This window comes from Paenibacillus xylanilyticus, from assembly GCF_047246825.1.
GTDB classification, from domain to species: Bacteria; Bacillota; Bacilli; order Paenibacillales; family Paenibacillaceae; genus Paenibacillus; species Paenibacillus xylanilyticus_B.
This window is the reverse complement of the sequence record NZ_JBFOLB010000003.1, coordinates 388231-414830: the sequence shown is the minus strand read 5'-3', so window position 1 is coordinate 414830 and position 26600 is coordinate 388231. Positions and strand designations below refer to the sequence as shown.

The 26600-nt window shown below is 52.0% G+C and carries 21 protein-coding genes; 14 read left to right on the top strand and 7 right to left on the bottom strand.

All coding sequences use genetic code 11. From position 1 onward, the window contains the following. The coding region (locus tag AB3N00_RS21190) for an InlB B-repeat-containing protein (protein ID WP_413036359.1) at positions 1-2270 on the bottom strand (2270 nt) is incomplete at its 3' end. Between the two features lie 417 nt (positions 2271-2687). Between AB3N00_RS21190 and AB3N00_RS21185 the strand changes: the two genes are divergently transcribed. The 7 genes from AB3N00_RS21185 (at position 2688) to AB3N00_RS21155 (ending at position 10128) form a co-directional block, all read left to right on the top strand. Next, positions 2688-3575, top strand: coding sequence for a rhodanese-related sulfurtransferase (locus tag AB3N00_RS21185; protein WP_413036358.1), 888 nt, complete (start codon positions 2688-2690; stop codon positions 3573-3575). Between the two features lie 21 nt (positions 3576-3596). Continuing rightward, entirely contained in the window at positions 3597-4235 is a 639-nt protein-coding gene (locus AB3N00_RS21180) for a helix-turn-helix transcriptional regulator (protein ID WP_312884309.1), read from the top strand. Positions 4236-4553: 318 nt separating this feature from the next. After that, complete coding sequence (locus AB3N00_RS21175; RefSeq protein WP_175396842.1) at positions 4554-5603, top strand: ABC transporter substrate-binding protein; 1050 nt, start codon at positions 4554-4556, stop codon at positions 5601-5603. 150 nt (positions 5604-5753) lie between these two features. Further along, on the top strand, positions 5754-6614 hold the full coding sequence (locus AB3N00_RS21170) for an ABC transporter permease (protein WP_413036603.1): 861 nt from the start codon (positions 5754-5756) through the stop codon (positions 6612-6614). Positions 6615-6616: 2 nt separating this feature from the next. Further along, a complete protein-coding gene (locus tag AB3N00_RS21165) occupies positions 6617-7411 on the top strand; it encodes an ABC transporter ATP-binding protein (RefSeq protein ID WP_413036357.1) in 795 nt (264 codons plus the stop codon). 162 nt (positions 7412-7573) lie between these two features. Next, entirely contained in the window at positions 7574-8752 is a 1179-nt protein-coding gene (locus AB3N00_RS21160; protein ID WP_413036356.1) for a winged helix-turn-helix domain-containing protein, read from the top strand. Positions 8753-8820: 68 nt separating this feature from the next. Continuing rightward, complete coding sequence (locus AB3N00_RS21155) at positions 8821-10128, top strand: MFS transporter (RefSeq protein WP_413036355.1); 1308 nt, start codon at positions 8821-8823, stop codon at positions 10126-10128. A gap of 85 nt (positions 10129-10213) precedes the next feature. Here AB3N00_RS21155 and AB3N00_RS21150 read toward each other — a convergent pair whose 3' ends face one another. Both AB3N00_RS21150 and AB3N00_RS21145 read right to left on the bottom strand, forming a co-directional pair. Beyond that, a complete protein-coding gene (locus tag AB3N00_RS21150) occupies positions 10214-10804 on the bottom strand; it encodes a hypothetical protein (protein WP_413036354.1) in 591 nt (196 codons plus the stop codon). A 28-nt stretch (positions 10805-10832) separates the two neighbouring features. Continuing rightward, positions 10833-11411: a hypothetical protein gene (locus AB3N00_RS21145; RefSeq protein ID WP_413036353.1), complete on the bottom strand. Its 579-nt coding sequence runs from the start codon at positions 11409-11411 to the stop codon at positions 10833-10835. Between the two features lie 158 nt (positions 11412-11569). On the opposite strand from AB3N00_RS21145, the gene AB3N00_RS21140 reads away from it, so the two are divergent. The 5 genes from AB3N00_RS21140 to AB3N00_RS21120 all read left to right on the top strand — a co-directional run bounded on the left by AB3N00_RS21140 (position 11570) and on the right by AB3N00_RS21120 (position 19547). Continuing rightward, positions 11570-12067, top strand: a complete 498-nt coding sequence (locus tag AB3N00_RS21140) for a DUF6385 domain-containing protein (protein ID WP_413036352.1) — start codon at positions 11570-11572, stop codon at positions 12065-12067. 43 nt (positions 12068-12110) lie between these two features. Beyond that, complete coding sequence (locus tag AB3N00_RS21135; RefSeq protein WP_413036351.1) at positions 12111-13376, top strand: DUF6385 domain-containing protein; 1266 nt, start codon at positions 12111-12113, stop codon at positions 13374-13376. Between the two features lie 81 nt (positions 13377-13457). Then, entirely contained in the window at positions 13458-15617 is a 2160-nt protein-coding gene (locus tag AB3N00_RS21130; protein WP_413036350.1) for a glycosyltransferase, read from the top strand. Continuing rightward, complete coding sequence (locus AB3N00_RS21125; protein ID WP_413036349.1) at positions 15580-17514, top strand: glycosyltransferase; 1935 nt, start codon at positions 15580-15582, stop codon at positions 17512-17514. The genes AB3N00_RS21130 and AB3N00_RS21125 overlap by 38 nt, the downstream gene beginning before the upstream one ends. Positions 17515-17543: 29 nt before the next feature. Continuing rightward, entirely contained in the window at positions 17544-19547 is a 2004-nt protein-coding gene (locus tag AB3N00_RS21120) for a glycosyltransferase (RefSeq protein ID WP_413036348.1), read from the top strand. Positions 19548-19603: 56 nt separating this feature from the next. Here the strand turns inward: AB3N00_RS21120 and AB3N00_RS21115 are convergent, their stop codons facing one another. From AB3N00_RS21115 to AB3N00_RS21100, 4 genes are read right to left on the bottom strand one after another with little or no spacing between them, the layout of a single operon-like run. Continuing rightward, positions 19604-20275 (bottom strand): class I SAM-dependent methyltransferase, encoded by a 672-nt coding sequence (locus tag AB3N00_RS21115; protein ID WP_413036347.1) that lies wholly within the window; start codon positions 20273-20275, stop codon positions 19604-19606. Next, positions 20272-21612 carry a glycosyltransferase family 4 protein gene (locus AB3N00_RS21110; RefSeq protein WP_413036346.1) on the bottom strand — a complete coding sequence of 447 codons (1341 nt, stop codon included), beginning with the start codon at positions 21610-21612 and terminating at the stop codon, positions 20272-20274. Before AB3N00_RS21110 ends, AB3N00_RS21115 begins: the two co-directional genes overlap by 4 nt. A 1-nt stretch (position 21613) precedes the next feature. Continuing rightward, a complete protein-coding gene (locus AB3N00_RS21105; RefSeq protein ID WP_413036345.1) occupies positions 21614-22504 on the bottom strand; it encodes a glycosyltransferase in 891 nt (296 codons plus the stop codon). After that, the gene (locus AB3N00_RS21100; RefSeq protein WP_413036344.1) at positions 22504-23796 is read right to left on the bottom strand and encodes a hypothetical protein; all 1293 of its coding nucleotides are present in this window, start codon (positions 23794-23796) and stop codon (positions 22504-22506) included. Before AB3N00_RS21100 ends, AB3N00_RS21105 begins: the two co-directional genes overlap by 1 nt. Before the next feature lie 388 nt (positions 23797-24184). Here AB3N00_RS21100 and AB3N00_RS21095 point away from each other — a divergent pair, with 388 nt between their 5' ends. Further along, positions 24185-25600, top strand: coding sequence for a cytochrome ubiquinol oxidase subunit I (locus AB3N00_RS21095; protein ID WP_413036343.1), 1416 nt, complete (start codon positions 24185-24187; stop codon positions 25598-25600). Further along, the gene (cydB, locus tag AB3N00_RS21090) at positions 25545-26600 is read left to right on the top strand and encodes a cytochrome d ubiquinol oxidase subunit II (protein ID WP_413036342.1); all 1056 of its coding nucleotides are present in this window, start codon (positions 25545-25547) and stop codon (positions 26598-26600) included. Before AB3N00_RS21095 ends, cydB begins: the two co-directional genes overlap by 56 nt.

Here is a 26600-nt window from a genome sequence, read left to right as displayed (position 1 = left end):
CATCCAGCGAAAGTGTGTCCTTCTTTGGTTGGATCGTCCGGAGCAGTCGCCAACTCTCCGTATTGAACAGACTGATCGTCGACTGTCGCACCGCCGTTAGAGTCGAAGTTGACGGTGTAGGAGTTGACCGCCCATTTTGCATAGAGCGTAAGATCGCCCGTTACGGCTGTGTTGTCAAAGTCAAAGGCCTGACTTAGTCCTGAATCGGTGAACCATCCAGCGAAAGTGTGTCCTTCTTTGGTTGGATCGTCCGGAGCAGTCGCCAACTCTCCGTATTGAACAGACTGATCATCGGCTGCCGAACCTCCGTTGGATTCAAAGTTAACGGTGTAGGAGTTGAGCGTCCATTTGGCATACAGGGTAAGATCGCCAGTTACTACTGTGTTGTCAAAGTCAAAAGTCTGACTCAAGCCCGAATCGGTGAACCATCCGGCAAAGGTGTGTCCAACTTTGGTTGGATTGACCGGAGCAGTCGCCAACTCTCCGTATTGAACAGACTGATCATCGACTGCCGTACCGCCGTTAGAGTCAAAGTTGACGGTGTAGGAGTTGATCGTCCATTTCGCATACAGCGTAATATCTTCAGTAACAGTTGTATTATTGAAATCAAAAGCCTGACTCAAGGCTGAATCGGTGAACCATCCAGCGAAAGTGTGTCCGGCTTTGGTTGGATCTGCTGGAACAATAGCCTTCTCACCGTAAGACACCGTTTGTTCTGTAACTTCAGAACCGCCATTACTATTAAACGTGATCGTTCGCGGCGTATAAACGCTGAATTGGATGGTTGTGGTATTGCCCGCACGATCGGTAACAACCAGTACATATTCTCCTTCAGATTGGACCGAATCCCCATTGTTGAATGGGAAACCATTGAGGGTAGCTGTTCCTTCATTAAAGGTAATTACGGGACTAACGTTATAGACGCCGTTTTGGGTCACGCCTGTGACAACAGGGGGATGGGTATCTACCGTAAAGTAAATCGTTGTCGTACCAAGGCTATTGGTAACGGCCAGGGTATAATCGCCATCTGTCGTGATCGCAGTGCCATTTGCAAATGGAACACCATTAAGTAGTGCCGTACCACTATTAAATCTAAGTATGACCGCTTGATTGTATATTTCGCCGTCAGCTGCGCCGCTAATGATTGGAGCTGTAGTTTGCTCAATAGTTATGGACACTGCCACCGGAACGCTGGTGCCCCATTCATTGTAAGCACTGTAAGTGAAGCTATCGCTTCCCACATAGTTGGCATTCGGAGTATACGTAAACGAACCATCGGGATTCATCACGAGTGTTCCGTTCGTCGGCCCACTTCTCAATATAGCGGCAGAAGCATCTCTATCATTGGACAGTACACCTGGTGCAGGCAAAACTAGGGCGGAGTTTTGATTGGTTGCATAAGTGTCTTCGATTGCTTCGGGAAGTTGCCCACCGTCCAAGCTGGGGAATATTCCTGCGTTAGCAACATAATAGATCAGGTCAGATTGACTGCTGTTCAGATTAGGGACTTTAAAGTTTACCTGACCATCGCCCCCAAACCTGGTACCCAATAGGCTGAATAAGGCTTGATTTTGGTTAGTGAGAAGTGCTGACCCATCAGCAAGAATCCAGTGTTTAGTCGAGAGGTTAACCAGCATGGGAATGATCTCGCCTAAATACTCGTTACCAGTACCATTTTCGGCAAGCTTGGTTGGATCCGTGGATATGACATATTTGATATCGTTGTGTATTTTGGGTAAATTCGGAAGTTTAAATGTGGTATTCCCGTCTCCACCATCGGTCGTGCCTATCATCTGATATAAGTCGCTGTACGCGGACTTTGAGACCTCTTGGCCATTCAAAGCTAACCAACCTGGTGGGGTAAACTGATACGGAAACAGACGAACTTCTCCAAGAACGGATGGTCCCTCACCATAAATGCTCACTTCACGCGAAGGGAAAATTCCGTTTATCGCTATGTAGTAGCTCATGCCATCAGGCGCAACATTTGTTAGATTGGGTAGTGAAAAAGTTCTTACTCCATCACCCCCAAAATTTAGACCCAGCAGAGAGTAAAGAGCGTTATTCTGAGAGATGGACATGGTTTGTCCTCTGGCAGGCATCCATCCTCTGGGTGTTGCATTGTACGGAAATAATCTGATCTCACCGAGATAAGGCTCCGCTGCTGCGGCATGCGCCCGTTCAACACTGAAATTATTCCACAAACCACTCAGTCCGATCAGGAATACCAACCAGATGATACTTACTTTCTTGAACAGTGTTAAACTCACAATTTCATCCCCATTTTCCTCATAGATATGTTCACGTTATGCTTATTCCCGTCCACTGTACTTTCCTGATTTACAATGGTAAGCCATATAATGATGAGCATAGTGTAATGGATACGAAGGCAAAAATGAATACGATTTTTCTTCAAATTTAAAATAAATCCGGATATCTACCAGATGTAACTCATTTATGGGTGAAATGTTCCATAACTTTCATCCCTTTCTATACATTTATATTGACTAAGTCATTCCGCTTCCGATAAACTAGAATGCAGGAATAAAAGTCGAATGTTGGGCAGCAGTTCGAGACGATGTTTCGGGCGGCTGTTTATTTTCTTTTTTAATGAGCAAGGTTGCAACGTTGTAGGCTTGTCGGATGATCCGGCCAATATCAACATGGAATAGGAACAGGTGATACACATGTGTAACAGCGCGTACCGCGTGCTTTTATATTATAAGTTCGTGAAGATTGAAGACCCCGAGACGTTTACCCAAGAACATTTGCAATACTGCAAGGATCTGGGTGTGAAAGGCCGCATTCTGATTGCAGCGGAAGGCATTAACGGCACCGTGTCCGGTACACCGGAGCAAACGGAGCAATACATGAAGGACATGCACGCCAATCCGCTGTTCAGCGATATGGTGTTCAAGATTGATGATGTGGAAGAGCATGCGTTCAAAAAAATATTTGTTCGTCACAAAGCGGAGCTGGTAACCTTCCGCGTGGACGAAGATCTGGACCCTAACGTGATTAGCGGCAAACGTCTCTCACCAAAGGAGTTCCACGAGCATTTGCAACGGGAAGACGTCATCGTTATCGATGGCCGCAATGACTACGAATACGAAATCGGTCATTTCCGTGGGGCCATTCGTCCGGACGTTGAGTCGTTCCGCGAGTTTCCGGAGTGGATTCGGGATAATCTGGGCGACATGAAGGACAAAAAGATCATTACCTACTGCACGGGCGGCATTCGCTGCGAGAAGCTGACAGGATTCATGATCAAAGAAGGATTCCAGGACGTGGCACAGCTGGACGGCGGTATTGTGACTTATGGTAAAGATCCGGAAGTACAAGGACGTTTATTTGACGGAAAATGTTATGTGTTTGACGAACGAATCTCCGTGCCGATTAACCGGACAGATGAAGATATCGTCATTGCCAGCTGTTATCACTGTGGAACGACACATGACCGATATATTAATTGTCCAACCTGCAACCTGCAGCACGTGTGCTGTGAGGATTGCGAAGAGACGCATAACCGCTTTTGTTCGGATGCTTGCCGGGAGGCAGCGCCGGTACACGCATAAGCAGGAGAGCAGGTGCTGCACGTGAAGCGTGAAGACGAAATGACGACGCGTGAACGGATTCTGTTCATGCTGAAGCGTCAGGGCACAATGACCGCGAGGGAAATGACTGCCGAATTGGGACTGACCGGCATGGCGATTCGCCGTCATCTGACGGCACTGGAACAGGACGGACTTATTGAAGTCCGGGAAGCACGTGCTACAGCTGGACGTCCTTCTTCGGTGTACCACCTGACGGCGCGCGGAGATGGTTTCTTTCCAAAATCCTATCCGTCGCTTACCCTTGAACTGCTGGAGGAGCTGACGGAGTCGGCTGGTGAAGGCATCGTGGATACGTTGTTCGAGAGCCGACGGGACAAGCTGCTTCGCAGCAAGTTACCACAGATGGAAGGCCAGGACTTGGCGGGACGTGTGGAGGAGCTGGCACGCATACAGAACGCAAATGGCTATATGGCGGATGCATCGAGAGAAGAGGACGGTTCATACGTGCTAACCGAGCTGAATTGTCCGATTGTGCAGGTAGCGAATGTATATCGTCAGGCTTGCCGGTGTGAACTCGAGCTGTTCCGTTCCTTGTTGAAGGCGGATGTGGAGCGTACCGAATGTTACGCGGACGGCGGAAAGAAATGCACATATCAGATCCGCGAAGCTGCGGGGAATTAGTTTGCATTTAGAGATTGTTTCGATCACTCGAAACAATCTTTTTTTGTTTTGTGTAATGTTTTCTATCATGCATAGAAGATCAAACCAAATTGGAAGCGGTTCAACCATTGACGGGAAAGAGGCCGCACCTTAATATTAGAGAAACACAAAATGACCAATACGGGTCATGGATTTCAGTCGCATGACGAACGTCTATGTTTGTCTGCTTTTGTCGATAAAAGCAACAATGCGCTGAAGCGTTCGCTTTGTCCCGCCCTATCGTGTCACTTGGATGAGGAAAAGGGGTACAACATTTAGAAGATGGAGAGGGGTTCTCACATGAAAAAGAAGTTCTGGATGTCACTGATGATGGTTGCCTCAATGATCGTAGCAGCAGGTTGCGGAAATAACAGCAGTACAGGTACAGAGTCCGAAGGATCTGGTACTACAGCGGGCGAAGGCACTGCAGAGAAATCGTATCGTATCGCCATCTCGCAAATTGTGGAACATCCATCCCTGGATGCAACACGTGAAGGCTTCATTGCGGCTCTGAAGGAAGCGGGAATTGAAGAAAACAAAAACCTGACCATTGACTACAATAATGCCCAGGGTGATTCAACAAACAATCTGTCCATCGCCCAGAAGATCGCAGGGGATTCCAAAAATGATCTGGTTCTCGGGATTGCAACCCCATCTGCGCTGGCTCTGGCTCAACAAGTAAAAGAAAAACCATTGCTCTTCGCAGCGGTCACTGACCCGCTTGGTGCCAAATTGGTGAGTGACATGGATAAACCGGGTGGCAACGTAACCGGTGCATCGGATACAAATCCGGAGGCGATTGTGCAATTGGCTGATTTTATTGCCAAATACATGACGGACATCAAAACCGTTGGTTTGGTCATTAACGAGGGTGAACCGAATGCCGTTGTCATGGCGGACAATGCGGAAAAAGCGCTGGCGACACATGGCATCAAGTTGGTGAAAGCCCCAGTTACGAATACGTCTGAAGTCAAACAGGCAACGGATTCTCTGGTAGGCAAAGTGGATGCCTTCTACATTACGCTGGACAACTCGGTTGTCAGTGCAGTGGATACCATCATTCAAACGGCAAACAGCAACAAAATTCCGTTCTTCTCCAGCGACCGGGATACCGTTGAAAAAGGTGCCTTCGCAACCGTAGGTTTCAAATACTATGACCACGGATATCAGGTCGGCGAAATGGCCGCAGATATTCTGAAGAATGGTACGAAGCCTGGCGATATGAAAGTCACTGTTCCGGACAAGCTCGATCTAATCCTGAATCTTAAAGCGGCTGAGGCTCAAGGAATTACGGTAACCGATGAGATGAAGGCTGAAGTGCAGGACCAGGACAACAACATTATTCAATAATCTGACCGGACGACAACCCGGCAGTACGGATGCGAGGCGGACGTGCAGTTGGTTCGCCTCATTCTTTTCGATAGACAGGGAGGAAGTAGCGTGAGTATAAGTTGGAATTCAATTGAAGGGGCAATAGAGCTCGGTCTGTTATATGCCCTGATGGCACTTGGCGTATATATTACGTTCCGTATTCTCGATTTTCCCGATCTTACCGTAGATGGAAGTTTCACAACAGGAGGCGCAATCGCGGCGGTTATGATCTCCAATGACTTTTCTCCTTGGCTCGCCTGCTTGGCGGCAATGGCTGGAGGAATGGTAGCTGGGGCCTGTACCGGTCTGCTGCATACCAAAGGCAAAATTAACGGATTGTTGTCCGGGATTCTGATGATGATCGCCCTCTATTCGATTAATATGCGTATCCTGGGTGCACCGAATAAATCCATCATGGGTATGGATAATCCATTCTCGGGTGAACATGTCATGGTGCTTATCATCATCGTGGTGCTGGTGTTTAAAATTATGCTGGATCTGTTCATGAAAACCGATATCGGACTGGCACTGCGCGCAACTGGTGACAACAAACGCATGATCCGCAGCTTTGGCGCAAACACGGATGTGACCACCATTGTTGGCGTTAGTTTGTCCAACGGGCTTGTGGCCTTGTCCGGAGCATTTATTGCACAGCAATCCGGCTTCGCAGACATCACCATGGGAATTGGTATGATCGTGATCGGACTCGCCTCTGTTATTATCGGTGAAGCCATTCTTGGTGCAAGAACGGTATTCTGGGCAACACTCGCGGCTGTCGTTGGATCGATTATTTACCGGATTGTTGTTGCGCTTGCCCTGCAGGTCGAATGGTTTGATACCTCTGATCTGAAACTGATTACCGCGGTGATTGTCATCATTGCGCTTGTTTTCCCGACCATGCAGCGCTCCATGAAGCAGAAGAGTCTTGCTCGTAAACGAACCGAAGAGCTTCTGCGAACATCGGGCCAGCAAATGAAGGGAGGCATGTAACCATGCTGCAAATTTCACATGTGACGAAGCTGTTCAATCCGGGAACGACCGACGAGAAGACAGCTCTGGTTGGCGTGAATCTAACGATGAATCCAGGGGATTTCGTAACGGTCATCGGCAGTAACGGTGCGGGGAAGTCCACGTTGATGAATATCATTTCAGGCGTAATGAAGCCAGATATGGGCGATGTGCTGATTAATGATCGTTCCATCAGCAACCTGCCTGAGCATAAGCGCAGCAGCTGGATCGGTCGAGTATTCCAGGATCCGATGGCAGGAACCGCTCCGCATATGTCCATTGAAGAAAATATGGCCATGGCGTATAAACGCGGCAAAGGACGTGGACTTGGCTTCGGGGTTACCCGGGCAAGACGGGAGATTTTCAATGCCCAGCTGCAGAAGCTGGGGATCGGACTCGATAAGCGTCCTAACGCCAAAGTGGGTCTCCTCTCAGGCGGGGAACGCCAGGCGCTCAGCCTTCTTATGGCAACCTTTACCCAGCCGCAGATTTTGCTGTTGGATGAGCATACCGCAGCCCTTGACCCTGCGCGTGCCGAACTGATCACGGAACTGACCGAAACGTTGGTACGTGAGATGAGATTGACCACCTTAATGGTCACCCACAATATGGAGCAAGCGATTCGTCTTGGCAACCGTCTGATCATGATGGACAAAGGCAGAATCATTCTGGACGTCAGTGAAGAGCGTAAGCGTACACTGACCGTGCCCGAGCTGCTCGTCGAATTCGAGCGCATCAGCGGCAAAAAGATGGCGGACGACCGCGTTGTACTTGGTTAGGTACAGGGGGATATAGGGTTGGATCATACAAAAACCTTTTGCGTGCTCGCAAAAGGTTTTTTGTGGTACATTGATTTCAATGTCAATGAATACAAGATTATATTGAAATACGAAGTGACGCCAAACCATTAGGATTAGCAAGTTTGCACAGGAGGACCAAGCATGTCATTGCAATTTGATGAAGGCACATATACCGTAACCCGGCGTACCGATTCCATCCGACTGCTGGCGAAGGAATTTGCGCTTCTTTATTTTTTATACGAAAACAAGGAAAAAGCATTTACACGCAGCCAGCTGCTGGACCGGGTATGGCCGCTGGAGTATCCGGTTGAACGCACCGTGGATGATCATGTGTATCGGCTGCGCAAGAAACTGAAACGTTGGGAAGAGATTTCGCTGGATACCGTACGCGGCTATGGTTACCGGCTCACCATCCAGGCGAATAGGACAGCACTGCCCTCTAACCCCTCCACGCAGGATTTGGAGATGCGGGAAGTGATCCATGGATTGTTCCGCAAATATCATTTGTTTGGGCAGGGGCGCTCGATGCTAACCCTGATTCATCAGCAGGATGCCCTCGGCATTCAGATTGACTCGTTTTATCAATTGTATATCCGCTTTATTCAGGGAGATCTGGAATGGCTGATCACAACGAAGGAAATACCTTTTGAAGAGCGTGTGTACTGGCTGTTGATTTTTGTACACGCCCTGATTGAACCAGAGGAAAGCTTACAGTTGTATGAACGGGCATTGGGCTCATCGGCTTTGTCCACGGATCAGCTTCGAGAGCTCCGCATCCTGAATATTGTGGAGGTTTATGCAGAGGTGGGCCAATATCGACGGGCCAAAGCGCAGCTGGCAGAAACATATCATGTCATTGAGACAGACAACCTGGTCAACTTCAAGCTTCCCGTAGCACTGTCGGAATTGTACGTAGAGCTTTGGGGCGGCAGTGGTGAGAGGGTGGAACAGCAGATGAGCACATTACGATCAGGCTTGAAGGATGCACCATATTTGCGTGAGATCGGGCGATTTCAGGTGATGGAAGGGTTATGGCTGCTGAGGCAAGGGCGGATCCGTGAAGCAGAGCCAAGAATCGATGATGGGCTGGATGTGCTGAAAATGAGCCTCAACGCACCGTTATATATAAATTCTGCGCATCAAGTATTGTTGTTCATGGCACATCACCGTATCCAGGGGCGTCTGCTTCATAAATATCGTCAAGTTTACACGGAAATCGCCAAAGAATTTGGGGTTCCTGAATATGGAAAGCAGATTACGGATGAAATCCGGGCTTTTTTATCCATGTTTCCTCCAGCCTCTGATCTTCCTCTGATATAACTCCCGTATGATTACAGCCATGGAACACACAGACCACTACGGCTGTAATCAGGGAGGGTTACTACATAATGACTAGCATTTCCAATGAATCATCCAATCCGTCCAAAACGTCATCCAAAGGCTTATGGCGTAATTTTCAGTTTGTCCGCATGTTTATCGCATACGCGCTCGCGACCTTTGGGGACTGGTTCGATGCACTCGCCATCCAGGTGATGGTTGCATATCGGTGGGGTGCCGATCCACTAATCATCGCGCTTATTCCGGTATGTATGGCTGTCCCGGGCATACTGCTGGGCTCGGTCGCAGGTACGCTTGCGGATCGTTTGGACAAAGTAAAGATTATGATGCTCTGTGATGTGATCACCGTTGTACTGACATTGGCCATCCTGTTTGCCCCCAGCGCGGCATTGCTGCTTCCACTTTTGGCCCTGCGAGCCATGATGGGTGTATTCCACATTCCGGCCCAACAGGCGCTGACACGTCAAGTGGTGGCAGAGGAGCATCTGTTTCAGGCATCATCGCTTAACGGCTTTGTTGGACAATGCTCCAAGGTGGCTGGGCCGCTGCTGGGTGCGGTAATCCTGGCCGTATTTTCACCCCAGATCTGCATTGTCATCAATGCCTGCACCCGTCTATTATCTGGTTTGGTATTATGGCCTTTACGACGTATAACGGAACAGCCAGAAAACTCAGAAGTGGATGAAACGCTTGGGCAGACTAAGGCAGAAAATGAATCTGTGCTTACACAATGGGCAAAAGGATGGAGCTTCATACGCAGCAGTCGGCCCATTCTGAGCACCATCCTATTTGGGTGTTTTGGCTTAATGGCCATTCTCATGATTGATTACCAGTTTACGACGCTGTTTCGCAGCATTAAACCGGAAAATGAGGCCCTGATCGGGTGGCTCGGCTCGTCGGCTGGTGCAGGTGCAGTCATCATGATTCTGCTGCTGAACCGGCTGCCGCGAATCGGATATGGCTGGGGACTGGGCGGAGGTTTTCTCCTTATTGGGGTAGGTATTGCTGCCCTAGGAGGGGTAGCTCCCTTCACGCCGGATGCTTGGGTCATCGTGTGGGGGCTGTGCATTGGTCTCGGAAACGGCCTCTCTATGGTGACGCTGAATTATTTGCTGCAAAAGGAGACACCTCCTGCCTATGTAGGGCGCGTCTTCGGCATCCAAAATTCTCTGTCCAGCATCGTTCTTGTTGTTGCCCCGCTTGCCGGAGGTGCCTTAATTCGTGCCACAGGGCCAAGTCTTACCTTTCAATACATTGGTATTGCGACGTTTGCTATTGGTTTTGCAGGTATATTGCTGCAGCGTGTTTTGTGGGGTGGCCAAAAATCGCTGGGTGCTGTCCGGCAGGAACACATATAACATCAGTAATTCTGGTGCAAAAAAATAATCAAAAGCCGCTTCCGATTTGCCGGAGAGCGGCTTTTTCTTCTTGAGGAGGGGTAGATTATACCTCCCACCAAGCGAAATAGGCAGTGGAAGCAAGCAGACCACCGACGGAGAGGGAACCGCTGACCGTCAGATTAATGGACTGACCTGGCGGAACGACATAACTGCCAAAAACATTGGATGAAAAGGGCCCCGCCTGCAAAGGCATCGACATTAGCGAGGTTGCCCCGGATGGAGCGGAAGTGGAGAATCGCACCGTTGCAACACTGACGTTGGCGCTGGACAGATTGCTGTTCACAGGTATTAGTGTACTGGGCGAGGCCAGCGTTCCATTGGCACTAAGGATCATGGAACCGCTGAAAGAAGACAAGAGGTTGAGGGAAACTGTAATTCCGCCGAAGAGTCTAGACACATACAGTGTTCTGCCACTGCCCGCGGGGTTGGCCAACTGGACGGTAGCGGTCACAGTTCCTCCCAATAACCCGAGGGTGGTTGAGTTGGTTGTACCTGAATTAAACAGACTTCCCGAGGTCCCTGCATCATTTTCCGGTGGCGCAACAATGCCAGGAGAAGTATAGGTATTCGTATTGGAAGTATAAACGGGCTGGGTTAGTGGATTAAATACATTATGGTTGGGCAAGGTGCCCACTCCCCTTTCCTTCCTTCATGGCAATGAATCAGAATTCCCACCAGGACAAATTAATGGCTGCTGTCTGATTGCCTGTACCCACACTAACGGATAGCGTTTGTCCCGGTGGAACGATGATGGATCCATTGAACTCTAGACTGTACATGCCTGCGGTCATCGGAACACTAAGCAAGCTTGTAAACGCACCACCCAGCGTGCCTGTATTTTGTCTTGTGGTGACCACACTGGCGTTCGTGCTTCCAAGCAATGTGTTAACAGGAACGGGAGTGCTTCCTCCTGAAGTGGAAACAGTCCCGCCAGAATATACAACAAGCGTAGCTGCTGCTGTCGTTCCGCCTGATATTCTTGAAATCCGCAAAGTTCTGCCACTGCCAGCGGCATTGAGAATTTGCAGGAGAAGGTTTTGGTTGGCAGGAACTGCGGTATTGTTAGTAGTCAATGCGAAGAAACTCCCCGCAGCCGCAGCACCGCTCTCTGCGGAAGCCTCGATCCCGGGGGCGGAAAATGTATTTGTAAGCTGGGTAAACAGAGGACCGTTGGATTGGTTGAATACGTTATAGTTCGTGATCTCACCCACCTCCAATATCAATAAACTTGCTTTTGACATACACATGTATTCTCAATTCCTTGTACTTGCAGTGTATGTTCAAGATAAAGGAAGCGTTTGGGGCTTAAATGGCAAATCCGGAAATAGCGGCGGATGCCGTGCCCGTATTTTGAATTAGGGCATACGATGCGGGAGCACATTTTTTAAGGGGAATCGAAATGAGTCGACCAGCGAAGCGAAGCAAGAAAAGATTGAAACGACCAATCAAATATGTAAGTCGCCGCCGCTCCCGCCGTTCCTGCCGCGCTAAACTGCTGAAACCTCCTTGTTACCGGATTACTCGTCCCCGGGTCAAGCAGGATCATCCCTCACACCCGAAACTCCCTGGTGCTACTCACTGTTTTACAGAGCATACGTATGTTGGGGCCGAAACCAGCAGTTCCACCAGTGCTCTTCCTGCTCAGGATACATCATCACTCAGCATGTACACATATGGCATTGTGAACCGGGGCCAAAATCCGGCTCTTGTACAGATCCAGATTAGTCCCAATGCAGTGGATTATGCGGTGGACAGCCAGGAGGTGATTGCGGGAGGCCAAACCAAGGCCTTGGTACCGCAACGGTTCCTTCGGTATACCCGGCTTGTTATTCAATCGGTGGAACCGGGACAACCGACGAGGTTGGATGTTTACTTTCAGGCACAACGCATGCCCTAAGGTGAAATAACATTGATAGATTCCAGGGAGGAGGACGAGGCTCATGCCTAACTTCACAACGTTTAACACGAATCCGGACAATCTGCGGACCCTGATCTTTGGTCAGGACGATACCGGTACGGCCCAGCCCGTCAGAACGGATACGAGCGGGAATATCGTCGGTATTATTCTGGACGGAACGATCAGTAACATCTCAGGTTTGACAACGGTCACAATCAATGCAGGCACGATTACCAACCTTCTTGACGGTACCCTTACGAGTGTGCTTGGCGCAACGATTACGGCCGGAACAATCACCAGCGTGTTAGGAGCCACCGTGACAGCAGGAACATTGACGAACCTGCTCAATGGTACGATTACCAGCGTACTCGGCGCAACGATAACGGCAGGTACGTTGACCAATCTGTTGAACGGTACGATTACGAATGTGCTCGGCGCGACAATTACGGCCGGAACGATTACCAGCGTGCTTGGGGCTACTGTTACAGCAGGAACCTTGACGAACTTGCTTAATGGTACGATCACGAGTGTACTCGGTGCTACGATCACTGCCGGAACTATAACCAGTGTACTCGGCGCAACGGTAACCGCAGGAACACTAACGAACTTGCTAAACGGTACGATCACCAATGTGCTTGGTGCCACCATAACGGCCGGTACAATCACCGGCATTCTGGGCGCAACACTCACCGCCGGAACACTAACGAATCTGCTTAATGGTACAATCACGAGCGTACTGGGTGCGACGATTACTGCAGGAACGTTGACTAACCTGCTGAACGGAACGATCACCAGTGTACTTGGGGCTACCGTGACCGCCGGGACGTTAACGAACCTGCTGAACGGTACCATCACTAGTGTACTCGGCGCAACCATTACAGCAGGAACCTTGACCAATTTGCTGAACGGAACGATTACCAGCGTACTTGGTGCAACGATCACGGCAGGAACGCTGAGCAGCGTAACGTCGATATCCCAGAAGAGCTTTCAGGAAACCCAATTGATCAATACACCCACTGCCAACACTTTTACTCCTCTGCCAGCGGTTACAACCAGTGTATTTGGCACCTACTCCTTCTTTGTATACAACAGGGGCCCGGGGGCCAATCGTGTAGATGCGCGTGTGGAAATCAGTGCCAACGGATCGAACTGGTACACAGACGTGACCACGGTTACGGGGATCTTGGCAGGCTCCGTGGATGTGCTGGTACCCCAGCGTTTCCTCAAATATACACGCCTTTCTTACCGCTCCAGCCTAGCCGGAGCTCCCAGCACGATCGATGTCTTCTTCAATGGACAAGGCACATAACCCGGTCTTCGATCATATAGGTACATGGAGTCCCTTAGGTGGGGCTTCATGTACTTTTTTTTGCGTTGGAGGTGACAGCATTTGCAGAACAGACTACTCGGAATCCACATGATTGTTCAAAATGAAGAAAAGGATTTGCCCCGCTGTCTGAACAGCTTCAAACTGATTGGCGGTGAATGGTTTATTACAGATACCGGATCGGCAGATCATACGCCAAAGATCGCCAGACAATATGGAGCAACGGTGCTTCATGCCCTTTGGGAAGACCATTTTGCGCGTGCGCGTAATATTAGTTTGCCGCTGGCCAACACGGAATGGATTTTGTGTGTAGATGCGGATGAATATGCCGTAGATGGTGTAGAGGAGTTACTGGAGTATTTGCCTACCGTCCATAAAAGCATATCAAAATTAAGGGTTACAATAGAGAACCGGATAAATGAACAATCGGAAGATCAGGTAACATTTCAGCCTGTACGCCTGTTCCGATCCGGTCGTGGCTATCGATATGACGGGCGTATTCATGAGCAGCTGGTTTGTGAGGATATGGAAAATATCCCACTGGAGCGCGAGCCCTTGGCTCCGCTGCGTCTCGTTCATGATGGATACCTCGTTTCCAGGATCGCTCAGGGACATAAACCTCTGCGTAATTTAAAGCTTTTGCGACAGGAATTGAATGATCACCCGGATCAGCCTTTTCATCTCTACAATCTGGGAGTGACGTATTGCCAGTTGGGACAGATGGAGAACGCAGCCGGTACATTTGCCGAATCACTTCGCCTGACCGAGCCCCGGGCACCATATCGGCCCACACTGGTGCGCGACTATACGAAAGTTCTTGCAGCTCTTGCGCGTTATGATGAAGTTCGTGCACTCCTGGCAGTGGAAAGACAACACTACCCGGACTATGCTGACCTTCATTTTCTATATGGAGAAGTCCTGGAACAACAAGGCCTCGACGAGAGGGCGTATCAGTCTTATGCCAGAGCGATAAATAAATCCGGAGAGCTTCGTAGAGAGAATGGTTATGTGACTGAACAAGGCGTGGATACGTACAGACCCTATGCAGCCATGGCACACCTGGCACAGAAGAGGGGATTCCTGCAAGAGTCAGCACATCTGTATGGTTTGGCCCTGGATTACATGCCTGGTTATGCCACTGCGCTGCAGGGGCTAGCGGACGTGCTGCATCAATCCGGAGAAACGGATGAGAACATTGTGAAGGCGCTGCTGGTTCGTTGGAAGGAACGTCTGGATAAGCCGGAGCAGGGTATCGCAGTGGAATATTCAGATGGTTTCAGGAACATCCTTCATGCGCTTGCATCCTGCGGAGCGTATGAGCAGACGCTGTCACTGCTCGGTGATATTGCCAAGAATATTCCTATAGATCCCATGATTCGACTGCGTTGGATGCTGTGTGCCAATAGGAAATCAGAAGCATTGCAGCTGGCTGAACATCTTTTGGGGAACAGGAACACGAGCACGGATATCGGACCTATCCAGCCTGAGCAGCGAATGGATTGGGCAGTAACCTGTTGGGCAGGCGGATCGACACTTTCTCTTTCTTTTCTGGAGACAGCAGAGCAGGCGGAGCGGGAAGTATGGAAAACGCTGGACGGCTGGTTCGGGGGAGAATGGGATCCTGTGTACAAAACGATTAGACAAGACGAGGAAGGGCTGACAGTGGTGCAGCAGACCGCTCGTAACATGATCCGGAAAATCGTGGAGCACTCGGTACAAACGGGTCAACTGGCATTGGCTCAGAAGTGGTCTGAGAAATGGACAAAACTCGGAGCGGAGAAGGACCAATGCACGGCGTATAACCGCTGGCTTGCTGGCCTCCTGTACCGTGAAGGATATACCATGTCGGCTGCGGACCTCCTGATTGAATGCATGACAGAAGGGAGCCTGGATGCTGAGGGTTTCTTTTACCTTGGAGAAGCCGTATTTGCCAAAGGGCATTACGATCAGGCTGTGTCCCTTTTTCAGCAGGCGTTGTTGCAGGATGCAGGATTGCGCCAGGCCAGGGCTGGTGCTGCAGTAGGTTATCTGCATTTGGCGCTGGATGCCATCCAAAAAGAGCTGAGTCGTTCTCCATCTGCTGCGGGCCTCGCAGCGCAGCAGGATGCATTGCTGCAAAGGCTGCGGACAGCCCAAGGCATCCCTTGGCGTACCGATTTTCGTGCCAGAGAAAGGAGGAACCAGCTTGCCAAGCAACCGCATTTCGCTGTGCATGATCGTTAAGGACGAAGAAGAATGGCTGTCGCAATGTCTGGAGAGTGTCCATGGAGCTGTGGACGAGATGATCGTGGTGGACACGGGGTCATCGGATCGCAGCATCGACATCGCCCGGCAATACGGGGCAAGCGTGATAACCCTTGTGTGGAGTGATGATTTTGCCGCCGCTCGAAACGCGGGCCTGGAACAGGCGAGTGGCGACTGGATTCTCTTTCTGGATGCGGACGAGGCGCTGGATTCCACTGCACGGGAGCAGATCCGGAGCTGGACGACAGCCAGCGAATGCGACGGATTGTTTTTGAACATTCATAACTACACAGGCACAGGACAGCAGGGAATTACAGTCAATCCGGTATTACGGCTATTTCGCCATGCGTCAGAGCATCGGTTTGAGGGCCGAATTCATGAACAGATTGCGGCGGCCATCTGCCGGAAGAACCCGAATGCTGCTTTTCACGTGACCGATATGGTGATTCATCATTATGGATATCAGACTGTGGTGGTGGAGCGCAAGGACAAAGTAAATCGCAATTTGAAGTTGCTGCAGCAGGCGGTGGAGGAAGAACCGGAACAATCGTTTCATCATTATAATTTGGGTGTTGAGTATTTGCGTGTAGGGGAGGCAGAACGGGCACTGCAAACCTTTGGTGTGGCCAAGGCGGGCATCGATCCTGCGGTAACCAGCTATGCGCACTTGTTATTCAAGTATGAGGTGCGCTGCCTTCAACATCTGAATCGCTGGCAGGAGGCCTTGGAGCAGATCGACGAAGCACTCGCGTTTTTTCCGGATTATACGGATCTGCTGCACAACCGTGGGGTGTGTGAAGAAGCATTGGGTAACGCGGAGCAAGCCGAGCATTCGTTGCGCGAAGCCATTCGGGTGGGGCCACCTCCACCCATATACCATACGGAAGAAGGAATGGGTACCTATCAGACCTGGTATGCGCTGGGACGTCTGCTGGAGGGGAGGGCAGACCTCGAGGGTGCAGTCGATGCATACGTGGAAGCCATTCAAGCCAGATCCAGCTTACTGCCGCCGCTCTACCGGATATTCCGGATTATGCGGGTTTCGGGACAGGAGCAGCATATTCCGGCGATGATTGCGGAACGTTTTGCTCTGTCTTCTGAAGAGGCGATTCACAAAATATTGGGTATTCTGGAGCAGTGTCGATGTTACGATGCGGCTATGCAGCTGCTACCGGACGCGGCTTCCAATCCTTCGAAGGAGATGAGAGAAAGGCTGACGTTTGCCAGGGCTCTTCTACAGATCCAGCAGGGAAAATGGAACAGGGCGAGGTTCAGGCTAGATACGGTTCAGCGGAAAAAAGGAGGTTATGCCCTCCCCTCTGCCAGATGGCTTGATCGTCTGAACTGGATGGAGGGACGGGCGACAACTGGATCAGATCCGTTAACAAACTGGCTGAATCACTGTATGCAACCGGAGCAATCCGCGCCATCAGGGCACCGGAAGGTGGCTCCCAATAAGACCTCCAATGGAACGCCTGGAGCTGCTGAAGCAGCGACCGGGGCAGAGTATGATGGCTGGCAGGCCATGGGACTACTCATGGAAGGATGCATTCATTCCGGTAAATGGGGCGAGCTGTTTGCGCTTGTTCAGATTAGCCAGCGGCAGTTGGGTGCGGGAACCTTTGCGTCTGATGAGATCCATCAAGAGCAAGTTTCGAACCGGGATCATGATCACGTGTCTGAACCTTTTGCCGGAGCTTCCGATACCCTTGCGGGAACGGGCTGGCTGGTAAAGAGCCTTTTAGGCGCGGCGGACTATCATTTGCAGCAGTTGGCAGGGGAGCCGTATGAATCGGTTGAGAAGCGTCACCGCTGCTGGCCAGTGATCCAGCAGCTTCGGTTGGAATTGCCGGGACCGGACGGTTTTGAGATCTAGGCGGTTACCGGGGAAAGGAGGGGATGAGCGTGCAGCCTGGAATCAGCCTGTGCATGATTGTGAAGGATGAAGAGGAGCCCCTTCAGCGCTGCCTGGAAGCTGTCAGGGAGCTTGTGGATGAGATCATTATAGTAGATACCGGATCAGCGGATGACACGGTCCGGATTGCCCAGTTTTATAGTGCAGTGGTGATCCGTGCAGAATGGGACGGCGATTTTGCTGCCGCTCGCAATCAGTCCCTTACCGCTGCGACAAAGTCGTGGATTCTGGTGCTGGATGCAGATGAAGTATGGGTGCGGACGGAGCAAATGAAGACAGAGCTAGAGCAATTATTATCTGCAAGTCCGGATGATGTCTGGGGGTATTGGATACAGGTCACGAGCCTCTTGGGACGGTCTGGTGAAGAGCGCGTAACCGACGCCGTATGCCGCTTGTTCCGGAACGATCCCCGAATTGCATTCAAGGGCAAAATTCACGAAGAAGTGGCTTCATCGATTATGGCTTTTGCTCCTGAAGGTGTGAAGAATTCCAAATGGGAAGTCATGCATTATGGCTACCTGGAAGAAGCTATCGTTCGCAAAAATAAAACAGAGCGGAATATGCGTCTAATCCGTTCCGCTCTGAATGGGGCAGCAGACCACCCGGAGCTGCTGTATGCCTTGGCAGCTGAGTGGTTTCAGCAGGGGGAATACGATGAAGCACTGAAACTGCTGGAACCGCTGCTTGCTCATCTTGGGTCATCATGTGGTTATCACTCTGATCTGGTACTCAAAACGGCATATGCTCTGCGGGAAAGTGGCCGCCTGGAACGGGCACTGGCTGTGGTACAGGCGTGGACGTCAATCTATGGAGACTTTCCTGATTTGCTTGAGCTCGGTGCTGTGCTGGAGCTGGATCTTGGTGGGGAAGAAGCAGCATTGGATTGGTTGAAGCAGGCCAAATCAGCAGCTAAAACAGCAGGGCAGTACACCTCCGTTTCGGGTGCCGGAACGTATCGCAGTTTCACGCTGGAAGGCATTGCTCTTGAACGGCTGGGCCGCTGGGACGAGGCCGAAGCAGCGTACATTGCAGCGCTGGCGGTACAGCCCGGCAGCATGGCTGCGTGGCAGCGTCTGCTGCTGCTGGCCGCAGCCACCGGGCGGCCGAACGCCGTTGCCGATGCGGCTGCGCGAGTCGCTCTGCCGCCTGCTGCCTGGCAGGCGCTTATTCCGGTCGCGCTGCATGCGCACCGGCCGAAATGGCTGCTGCGCCATGCAGCACCGCTGGCTGCCGCGCTGCATGCCCAGCCGCTCGCCGCCGGGCTGGCGCTGGCCCAGCTGGGCGAGGATGCTGCGGCCCGGGCAGCACTGCAGCCGTGGGCGGGCCACGCGCAGCTCGGGCACGAGGCATCGCTGGCGCTGTGGGCGCTCGGCTGCAAGCGCAACGCCAGCGATGCCTGCGTGCACGCCGGTGCCCGGCTGCAGCTGCCCAGCCAGGCAGCCTTGCGCAGCACCGCGGCCCGCGCCGCCGAGGCGCTGCTGCGCGGTGCCGCGCCCGGCAGCGCAGCGCTTGCGCAGCCGCCGCACGCCGTGCACGCCGCTGCGGTGGCGCTCGCGCGCGTGGGCGCCTGGGCCGCATGGCTGCGCCTGCTGCAGGCCCTGCCGCCCGGGGCGGTGCCGGCGATGCTCGCGGCGCAGCAGCCTGCGGCACGCTGCGGGCTGCTGCGCGCGCCCGCAAGCGTTCGTGAAGGGCTGCTGGAGCTCTTCGGCATGCCTCAGGCAGAGCAGCAGCCCTTCACGAACGAAGTGCCCGCCACGGCTCGTGCCATGGAGGCACTGCTGGCAGGCACGCTCGCCTTGCTCGCCGGGCGGCAGTCAACAGCGCATGAATGGGCCGTGCAGGCCCATCAACTTACGCTTCAGCCTGCCGCCTCTGGTCGCCCGGCGACTGCAATATCGCCGGGCCTGCACACACTGCTGCGCCTGACAGCTCCCGGCGCAGCCTCCTCGGAAGGCTATGCAGCCCGCTGCAGGATGCTATTCGTTCATTTATGACTTACACGGCAGCGAATTTCCAATGTCTGTGGTGAGATCGTTTTTAACGAAATCATTCATCCTTTCCGAATAACTGCCCGGAAGCAGCGAATCGGTGTACCATACATGTCTGACCAGATGGCATCATCCGGCTCATCCACAACGAGCTTGCCGTCAATCGTCAGCCCGGTAACAGCCATGATGGTTTCGAGCAGATCAGGCCGCATCTCCGGCACATCGAAGGTCGCAATTAATTGTCCATCCGGCTTCATGACCCGGGCGAATTCGCGAAAGGCACGCAGCATCGTGCCTGTATCCAGATGCTCCAGAACCGAGATGCAGAATATTCGGTCAAACATGCCGGATACATACGGCAGCTGGGCCAGATTGGCCCGGGCGCGATGCAGCCTGGTCAAGCAGGATTCCGGCAGATGACGTGCGGCCTCTTCGCCAAAGTCAGAAGCAATATCCAGCCGGATGGCTTCTTCCGACAGAATGCGTTCATCCCAATCACAGGCATGAACTTCCCGGCAGTGTTCGGCCAGCCAGAATTTGAACGGGTGGGAGATGCCGCAGGCCGCATCCAGTACGACGTCGTCCGAACGGGCAAACTGACGGGCCCACTCGTATTCGTAAGGTCTGCTCCACCATGCCGGATGCAGCGGAAATATCAGCGTATCTGTTTTGGGGTCGCTTTGCCGAACATATCTTGATTCCAGTTGTTCTGTCTGATCAGGTGTGTCCATCATCCCCGAATCCCCTCTCTCAATCCTGCGTCTGCCAGAAAAGTTTCTAATACCGTACTCCACTTGCGCCGCCATCCGGACAGGTCATAGGCCAGCGCTGTCTCCCGGGCGTATATGCCCAAGCGCTCCCGCTCTGCCCTGTCCTCGAGGAGACGTACCAGAGCAGCAGTGAGTGCATCATCTCCCGGAGGTACAAGCAGCCCGTTGAAACCATCCTGAATGAGATCGTTTAATCCGCCAACGTTAGAAGCAACGACCGGAATGCCACAGCTCATGGCTTCCAGACAGGCATAGGAGGTACCCTCCGAGAACACCGTGGGGATCACAGCAATATCAGCCTGGTGATAGGCCTCCCGGATATCCCTGAAGTCATACGTACGCTGTATTATCCGATCTTTGTGGGGATGAGTGCGATGCCAGTAGCGAAACGCTCTGCCCACAGTGCTGCCCTCGACCAGCTCTCCGGCAAATTCAATTTCCAGGTCAGGAAAGGCACCCAGCAGCCGATCTGAAGCAAGCATCATGGGGATAATGCCTCGTTCCATACTGATACGGCGCGGATACAAAATCCGCAGTGGGCGCGGAGGGTTCGAATGTAAAACAGGGCTAGTGGTGCTGGCAACAGGTTCAATGTATTCATTGGTCATATCGGAAAAGTCAGTGTCAGCGAGCTCCATCGCTTCTTTTGTGCTCAACCCCGAGATGACTACCCCGGCATCTTCTTCCTGGTTGGCAAGGTCTTCCTTCCACGCCGACAACCATTCCGCTTCCTGTTCCTGACCGAATCTTGGTCTGGGCGGTGCAGGAGTAAAATAGGAGGTATCCACTGCATTGGGAATAAGGACAACCTGATTGGGATCGCCAAATGTACATGCAGCCCGGCAAAAGGTCTGGAAATGGGAATCGACCGATACGATGCGTACCAGTCCATCCAGTGCCAGTTGGATGTGCTCGGCGACCTGCTGTTTGGTCTCCAGGGGCAAACCGGGACGATCCCAGTTAATGCCGTGGCAGATCCCCAGACTGCCGGGTTTGTAGCTGATGGGCTGCCAGAGGCAGCTGGCATAGATTACGGGTCCGCGCGCTGCTGCGGCCATCCGGGCAAAGGCTTCAGGCACATCATCCATATCATAGGCGTATCCAAACACGTCAATCTGCTCCGTCCGCGTCTGAAATGCTTCATAATAGGACAACTGATGCACTTCGGGAATGTGCCCCAATTCGCGGATCACGCTGCACAGATCAAGAATGTAACGTTCAAGCCCACCTCCGAATACCCGGCCAAAATCCCGGTTGTATCCATCCGTGAAGCTGTGTGTCAAAATACTGACCACACCCATCTCACCGCTCCTCCTTCCAGGGAACCAGTCGCGGTTCCGGGTCCAGGATGGATTCGTAATGATCCAGACTGCCCCATTGGCCGTGTGGATCAATGCGTTTGTAACGCAGATACTTGCGAACCCGGTCTTCCAGGCTGCCCGCCCATCCAAGATGCTGCACTTTCAGCTCCGTGCTAATACCAGGCAGGACTGTACAGGACAAGGGGAGGCGGGGAACATGATGGTTTTGCTGCGGGTAAAAGTAGGGATAGTTCGGCATATAGCGTACAAGGGAGGCCGTGTGTCGTCTATGCAGTCCCCAGAGTTCATCATCCCGATAATGAGTTCGACCGCCCCACATATCGTAAAACCGGAATGCAACCCAGTCCGCATGTTCCTGATTGATCAGAGTACGTATGGCTTCCTTGGCCTCCGTACTGTAGAGTTCATCTGCATCGACGGACAGCAGCCAGTCCGGAGAGGTGCTTACTGCCGCTTGCCACAGGGCGTTACGGAGCCGCCATTCCTCGGCGAATAAGGGCTTTTCCAGCACCTCAAGACGGACAACCTTCGGATAGGCCCTGCATATGTCGGGTGTGCCATCTGTGCTCGCATCATCTACAATAACGATCTCATCCACGAACTCACTCAGATCACCGAGTACCTCTTCGAGGTATCTGCCTCGTTCGTTGCGGACCTGCAGCATTGCGGTCAGTTTATTTCCCTCACTTTTGCGAACGCGGCGAATGGAAGAGGATACCGGGTTTGAACGTTCCCGCTGCTCCTCCGTGCCCTTCGAATGCACCACACTGTCTGCAATTGATTCAGTTAAAGCTGAGGGGACATCAACCCGGATGTCTGCCTGCATGCCCAGACCCCGAATGTGTTGTGTGCGCTTCTTCGGGTCCAGCATCACGGCACCTCCCCCAGTAATTGCTGTACAGCATGATCCAGCAGTTCCAATTCCACAATCCGGGCGAGTGCATCCTCATTCTCCATCGCTGCTTCGAGGAACTGTCGTACTGCCCCGTGGCGTTCTCCTCGAAGTGCCATGGCAGTACCTGATAGTTCCTGATAATCCCTGCGGCTGGAGCCATCCTGAATATCCATCGCATGGACCAGAGCCAGGGCGTCCTCCACACGTCCGGTCTCCTGATAAATTCGGAATTTCCAATGCCGGGCGGTCTCTCCCCCAAGTGCGTCCAGTATGCCGAGCGCTGCTCCGTAATCATCGTTTATACGCAGCAGCTCCGCCTGAACAAGTTCATTCTCCCCGGCCTCCAGCCAGCGGCATAACTGTTCATAGTGATGCCGTTCCTGTGCATTGCCTGCACTAATCCCGTAAACCTGCAGCGCATGCCCCACTTCTCCTGCTTTGGCATGAATGGCAGAGAGGAACCGGTAGTGGGAATGGATGCAGTCACTTCGTCCGCTCATGATGGCATGGATGAAAGCTTCGTTAAGCGATGCAGCTGCTCGCGCATCGTCCAGCAAGTATTCATAGGCTGCCAACAAAAAGGAAATCGTCTCGTGCGGCCCCGTTTTTGAACGGAGCTGGCGATAATAGTCCGCACGCATACTGCACTGGAGCGGAGTAATGGTGTCCGGTACACCTGCAGCGGTTTGTCTTAGGGCGTGCAGGAACAGCAATTCGTAATCTTTTAGAGGGATTTCGAGATCATTCTTTTGCAAGGAGCCTGCAGGAGCAGTGTCTTCACCGCCCAGCCAGACCGCGCGTGTACCCTGAAAGGCCAGCTTCATATAACGCGTTTCCGAAGACGTGCCGACCAGGGATGCGATGCCAACCAGCCTGGATATACAGCTTTCCCACAGCGGCGACTCCGCTTCATCGCCTGCCGGTTCGGGAAGCAGTACAATGCTGATCTCCGGATGCAGCGAAGCTGCTGCCATAAGCCAATAGGGATGGGTGATCACAGCTGCAGTGCGAGACTGCTGCAGCAGTAATTCTGCTTCGGGCAAGGTAACCACTGAAATGGCCGGGGGCATATCTTCTGAACGTTCCTGACTGCTTACATAGAAGACCTCTCCCTCTGCCGCGAGCAAGGCAGCGATGTCCGGGTAAGGAAAAGTGGACCATCCCCCTTTGCGTGGAAAGAGAATATACCTGATGGGAGGGAGCTCCGTATTACCCTCTTTTGAAGCCGTTTCTGTGGCTTTTTCCGGTATGGTTTCGGGTTTATCCATGGGTTAATCACCTCACTTTGACTGCGTTCAAGGTTATTGTCCCGTTTCCGGGGATGTTCCGTTCTTCCACATCATATGTACAGCCCTTATGGCACTTCGCATGATATGTCTGACTCTAGCATATGGGCATGATGTGCCAAACATGAGCAACTTCCCTGAATAGACGAAGCTGGCAAGCCATATTGATAGGCTGAATTTTATCTAATGTGTGACCATCGTCACATTTTTTTCGAAATTCTGATGAGGATTGTGATAATTGTCACATGTAGAAAATAGGCAATCTGGCACAATACGTTCATCAAGCGTATTTGGCGGACAGACAGCGAAGGTGCAGCTTCCATGCCGAATGCGAATAACTGCGATGTGAACAGAAAGAAGGGGTAACGGTATGGATCCGATTATGTTATCGCGTATCCAATATGCACTCACAACGATCTTCCATTTCTTTTTTGTACCGCTGTCCATCGGTCTTGTGCTGCTGGTAGCGATTATGGAGACGTTGTACGTAGTCAAGGGTAAGGAAATCTACAAAACGATGGCCAAATTTTGGGGCAAGCTGTTCCTGATTAACTTTGCTGTCGGGGTCGTTACGGGTATTTTGCAGGAATTCCAGTTCGGCATGAACTGGTCCGAGTATTCCCGCTTCGTCGGGGACGTGTTCGGTGCGCCGCTGGCGGTTGAAGCCTTGCTGGCGTTCTTTATGGAGTCTACGTTTATCGGGCTCTGGATTTTCGGGTGGGATCGGTTGTCCAAAAAAGTGCATCTGGCCTGTATCTGGCTCGTATTTGTCGGCACATTCCTGTCCGCGCTGTGGATTCTGGCGGCCAATTCATTCATGCAGCATCCGGTCGGTTTCGAGATTAACAACGGCCGTGCGGAGATGAATGATTTCTTGGCACTGCTTACCAATGGTCAGCTGCTGGTTGAATTCCCACATACCATCTTCGGCGCATTAATGACGGGTGCCTTTGTGGTAACGGGAATTAGTGCCTACAAATTGATGAAGAAGCAGGATGTGGAAATTTTCCGCAAATCATTCAACATTGCGATCATCATTGGTCTTGTTTCCTCATTCGGTGTAGCGTTCTCCGGGCACTTCCAGGCGCAATATCTGGTGGAGACGCAGCCGATGAAGATGGCCGCCAGCGAAGGGACATGGACAACAACGGAAGATCCCGCGCCGTGGACGGTCGTTGCATTTATCGATCCGGACAAACAGGAGAATTCCGGTGAGATCAAGATTCCCGGATTGCTCAGTTATCTGTCCTACAGCAAGTTCTCTGGCAGTGTCAAAGGCATGAAGGAACTGCAGGCCGAGTATGAGCAGCAATATGGACCTGGAGATTATATTCCTCCGGTACGGACAACGTTCTGGAGCTTCCGTATCATGATTGCAGCGGGTGGCTTGATGATTGCACTAGCTCTGTACGGTACGTTCTTGGCCATGCGCAAGAAGCTGGAGGTCGCTGGAAAGTGGTTTATGCGTCTGATGGTATTTGCCATCTCCCTGCCGTTTATCGCCAATACGTCGGGCTGGATCATGACGGAGGTGGGGCGTCAGCCTTGGACGGTATTCGGATATATGACGACCGAAGCCAGTGTATCGCCTAACGTGAGTGCAGGCCAGATTCTGTTCTCTACCATTGCATTTACGGCAGCTTATACGGTTCTGGGTATTGTGATGGTCTATCTGTTCGTACGTGAGATCAAGGCAGGGCCATATGCAGTAGAAAAGCCGGAGGACCACGATGAATCGTCCGATCCGTTCGGCGTGGATGGGGGTTATTCAGTTGTCACTAAGTGAGTTGTGGTTTTTGCTGATTGCCGTATTATTTGTTGGATTTTTCTTTCTGGAGGGCTTTGATTTTGGGGTTGGCATGTCAACTGGCATTATTGCCAAAACGGATCGTGAACGCCGTACCCTGATCAATTCGATTGGTCCGTTCTGGGATGGCAACGAGGTGTGGCTGATTACGGCAGGGGGAGCAATGTTTGCTGCCTTCCCGCACTGGTATGCTACGTTATTCAGTGGCTTTTATCTGCCGCTTGTAGTGGTGTTATTGGCCTTAATTGGTCGCGGGGTGGCCTTTGAATTCCGCAGTAAAATGAGACATGAACGCTGGCGCCAAACATGGGACGTTATCATCGTGGTATCCAGTGCGCTGCTGCCTTTCCTGTTTGGCGTTGTATTTGCAACGCTCATGAAGGGTCTGCCCATCGATGGGGAGATGCAGATGCGTGCGGGATTCCTGGACATCGTCAATCCGTATACCGTCGTTGGCGGTTTTAGCGTAACTTTGTTGTGTCTCGTTCATGGCCTGCTGTTCGCTTCCTTGCGTACGGTTGGCGATCTCAGGGAGAGAGCATTGCATACGGCCCAAAAACTGATGCTGCCGCTGGCCGCCATTCTTGCGGTGTATGCCATAATGACATACTTCATGACGGACGTGTTCGCCGTCCGCGGCTGGGCGCTCTGGATCATGGTGGTCCTTGGCGCTGTCTCATTGGGTCTTGCCGCTTACTTCGTGCGGCACAAGCGCGAGGGTTGGGCTTTTGGCATGACTGGAGCTGTCATTGCCATCGCCTTTGCTTCCGTATTTATCGGCCTGTTTCCAAGAGTTATGGTGAGTTCCTTTGGCTCCGCGTTTGACCTGACGGTCTACAATGCGGCATCCGGTGCATATTCACTGAAAGTGATGACCATTGTAGCCTGCACGCTGCTGCCTTTTGTTCTCGGCTATCAGATTTGGAGTTATTACATTTTCCGCAAACGCCTGAACGAGCAGCATCACCTGGAGTACTGA

Excerpts from the sequence above, each read along its gene's own strand:
- AB3N00_RS21185 (WP_413036358.1), top strand. The coding sequence starts at position 2,688 with ATGTGTAACAGCGCGTACCGCGTGCTTTTATATTATAAGTTCGTGAAG.
- AB3N00_RS21175 (WP_175396842.1), top strand. The coding sequence starts at position 4,554 with ATGAAAAAGAAGTTCTGGATGTCACTGATGATGGTTGCCTCAATGATC.
- AB3N00_RS21170 (WP_413036603.1), top strand. The coding sequence starts at position 5,754 with ATGGCACTTGGCGTATATATTACGTTCCGTATTCTCGATTTTCCCGAT.
- AB3N00_RS21165 (WP_413036357.1), top strand. The coding sequence starts at position 6,617 with ATGCTGCAAATTTCACATGTGACGAAGCTGTTCAATCCGGGAACGACC.
- AB3N00_RS21160 (WP_413036356.1), top strand. The coding sequence starts at position 7,574 with ATGTCATTGCAATTTGATGAAGGCACATATACCGTAACCCGGCGTACC.
- AB3N00_RS21155 (WP_413036355.1), top strand. The coding sequence starts at position 8,821 with ATGACTAGCATTTCCAATGAATCATCCAATCCGTCCAAAACGTCATCC.
- AB3N00_RS21145 (WP_413036353.1), bottom strand. The coding sequence starts at position 11,411 with ATGTCAAAAGCAAGTTTATTGATATTGGAGGTGGGTGAGATCACGAAC.
- AB3N00_RS21140 (WP_413036352.1), top strand. The coding sequence starts at position 11,570 with ATGAGTCGACCAGCGAAGCGAAGCAAGAAAAGATTGAAACGACCAATC.
- AB3N00_RS21135 (WP_413036351.1), top strand. The coding sequence starts at position 12,111 with ATGCCTAACTTCACAACGTTTAACACGAATCCGGACAATCTGCGGACC.
- AB3N00_RS21115 (WP_413036347.1), bottom strand. The coding sequence starts at position 20,275 with ATGATGGACACACCTGATCAGACAGAACAACTGGAATCAAGATATGTT.
- AB3N00_RS21110 (WP_413036346.1), bottom strand. The coding sequence starts at position 21,612 with ATGGGTGTGGTCAGTATTTTGACACACAGCTTCACGGATGGATACAAC.
- AB3N00_RS21105 (WP_413036345.1), bottom strand. The coding sequence starts at position 22,504 with ATGCTGGACCCGAAGAAGCGCACACAACACATTCGGGGTCTGGGCATG.
- AB3N00_RS21100 (WP_413036344.1), bottom strand. The coding sequence starts at position 23,796 with ATGGATAAACCCGAAACCATACCGGAAAAAGCCACAGAAACGGCTTCA.
- AB3N00_RS21095 (WP_413036343.1), top strand. The coding sequence starts at position 24,185 with ATGGATCCGATTATGTTATCGCGTATCCAATATGCACTCACAACGATC.
- cydB (WP_413036342.1), top strand. The coding sequence starts at position 25,545 with ATGAATCGTCCGATCCGTTCGGCGTGGATGGGGGTTATTCAGTTGTCA.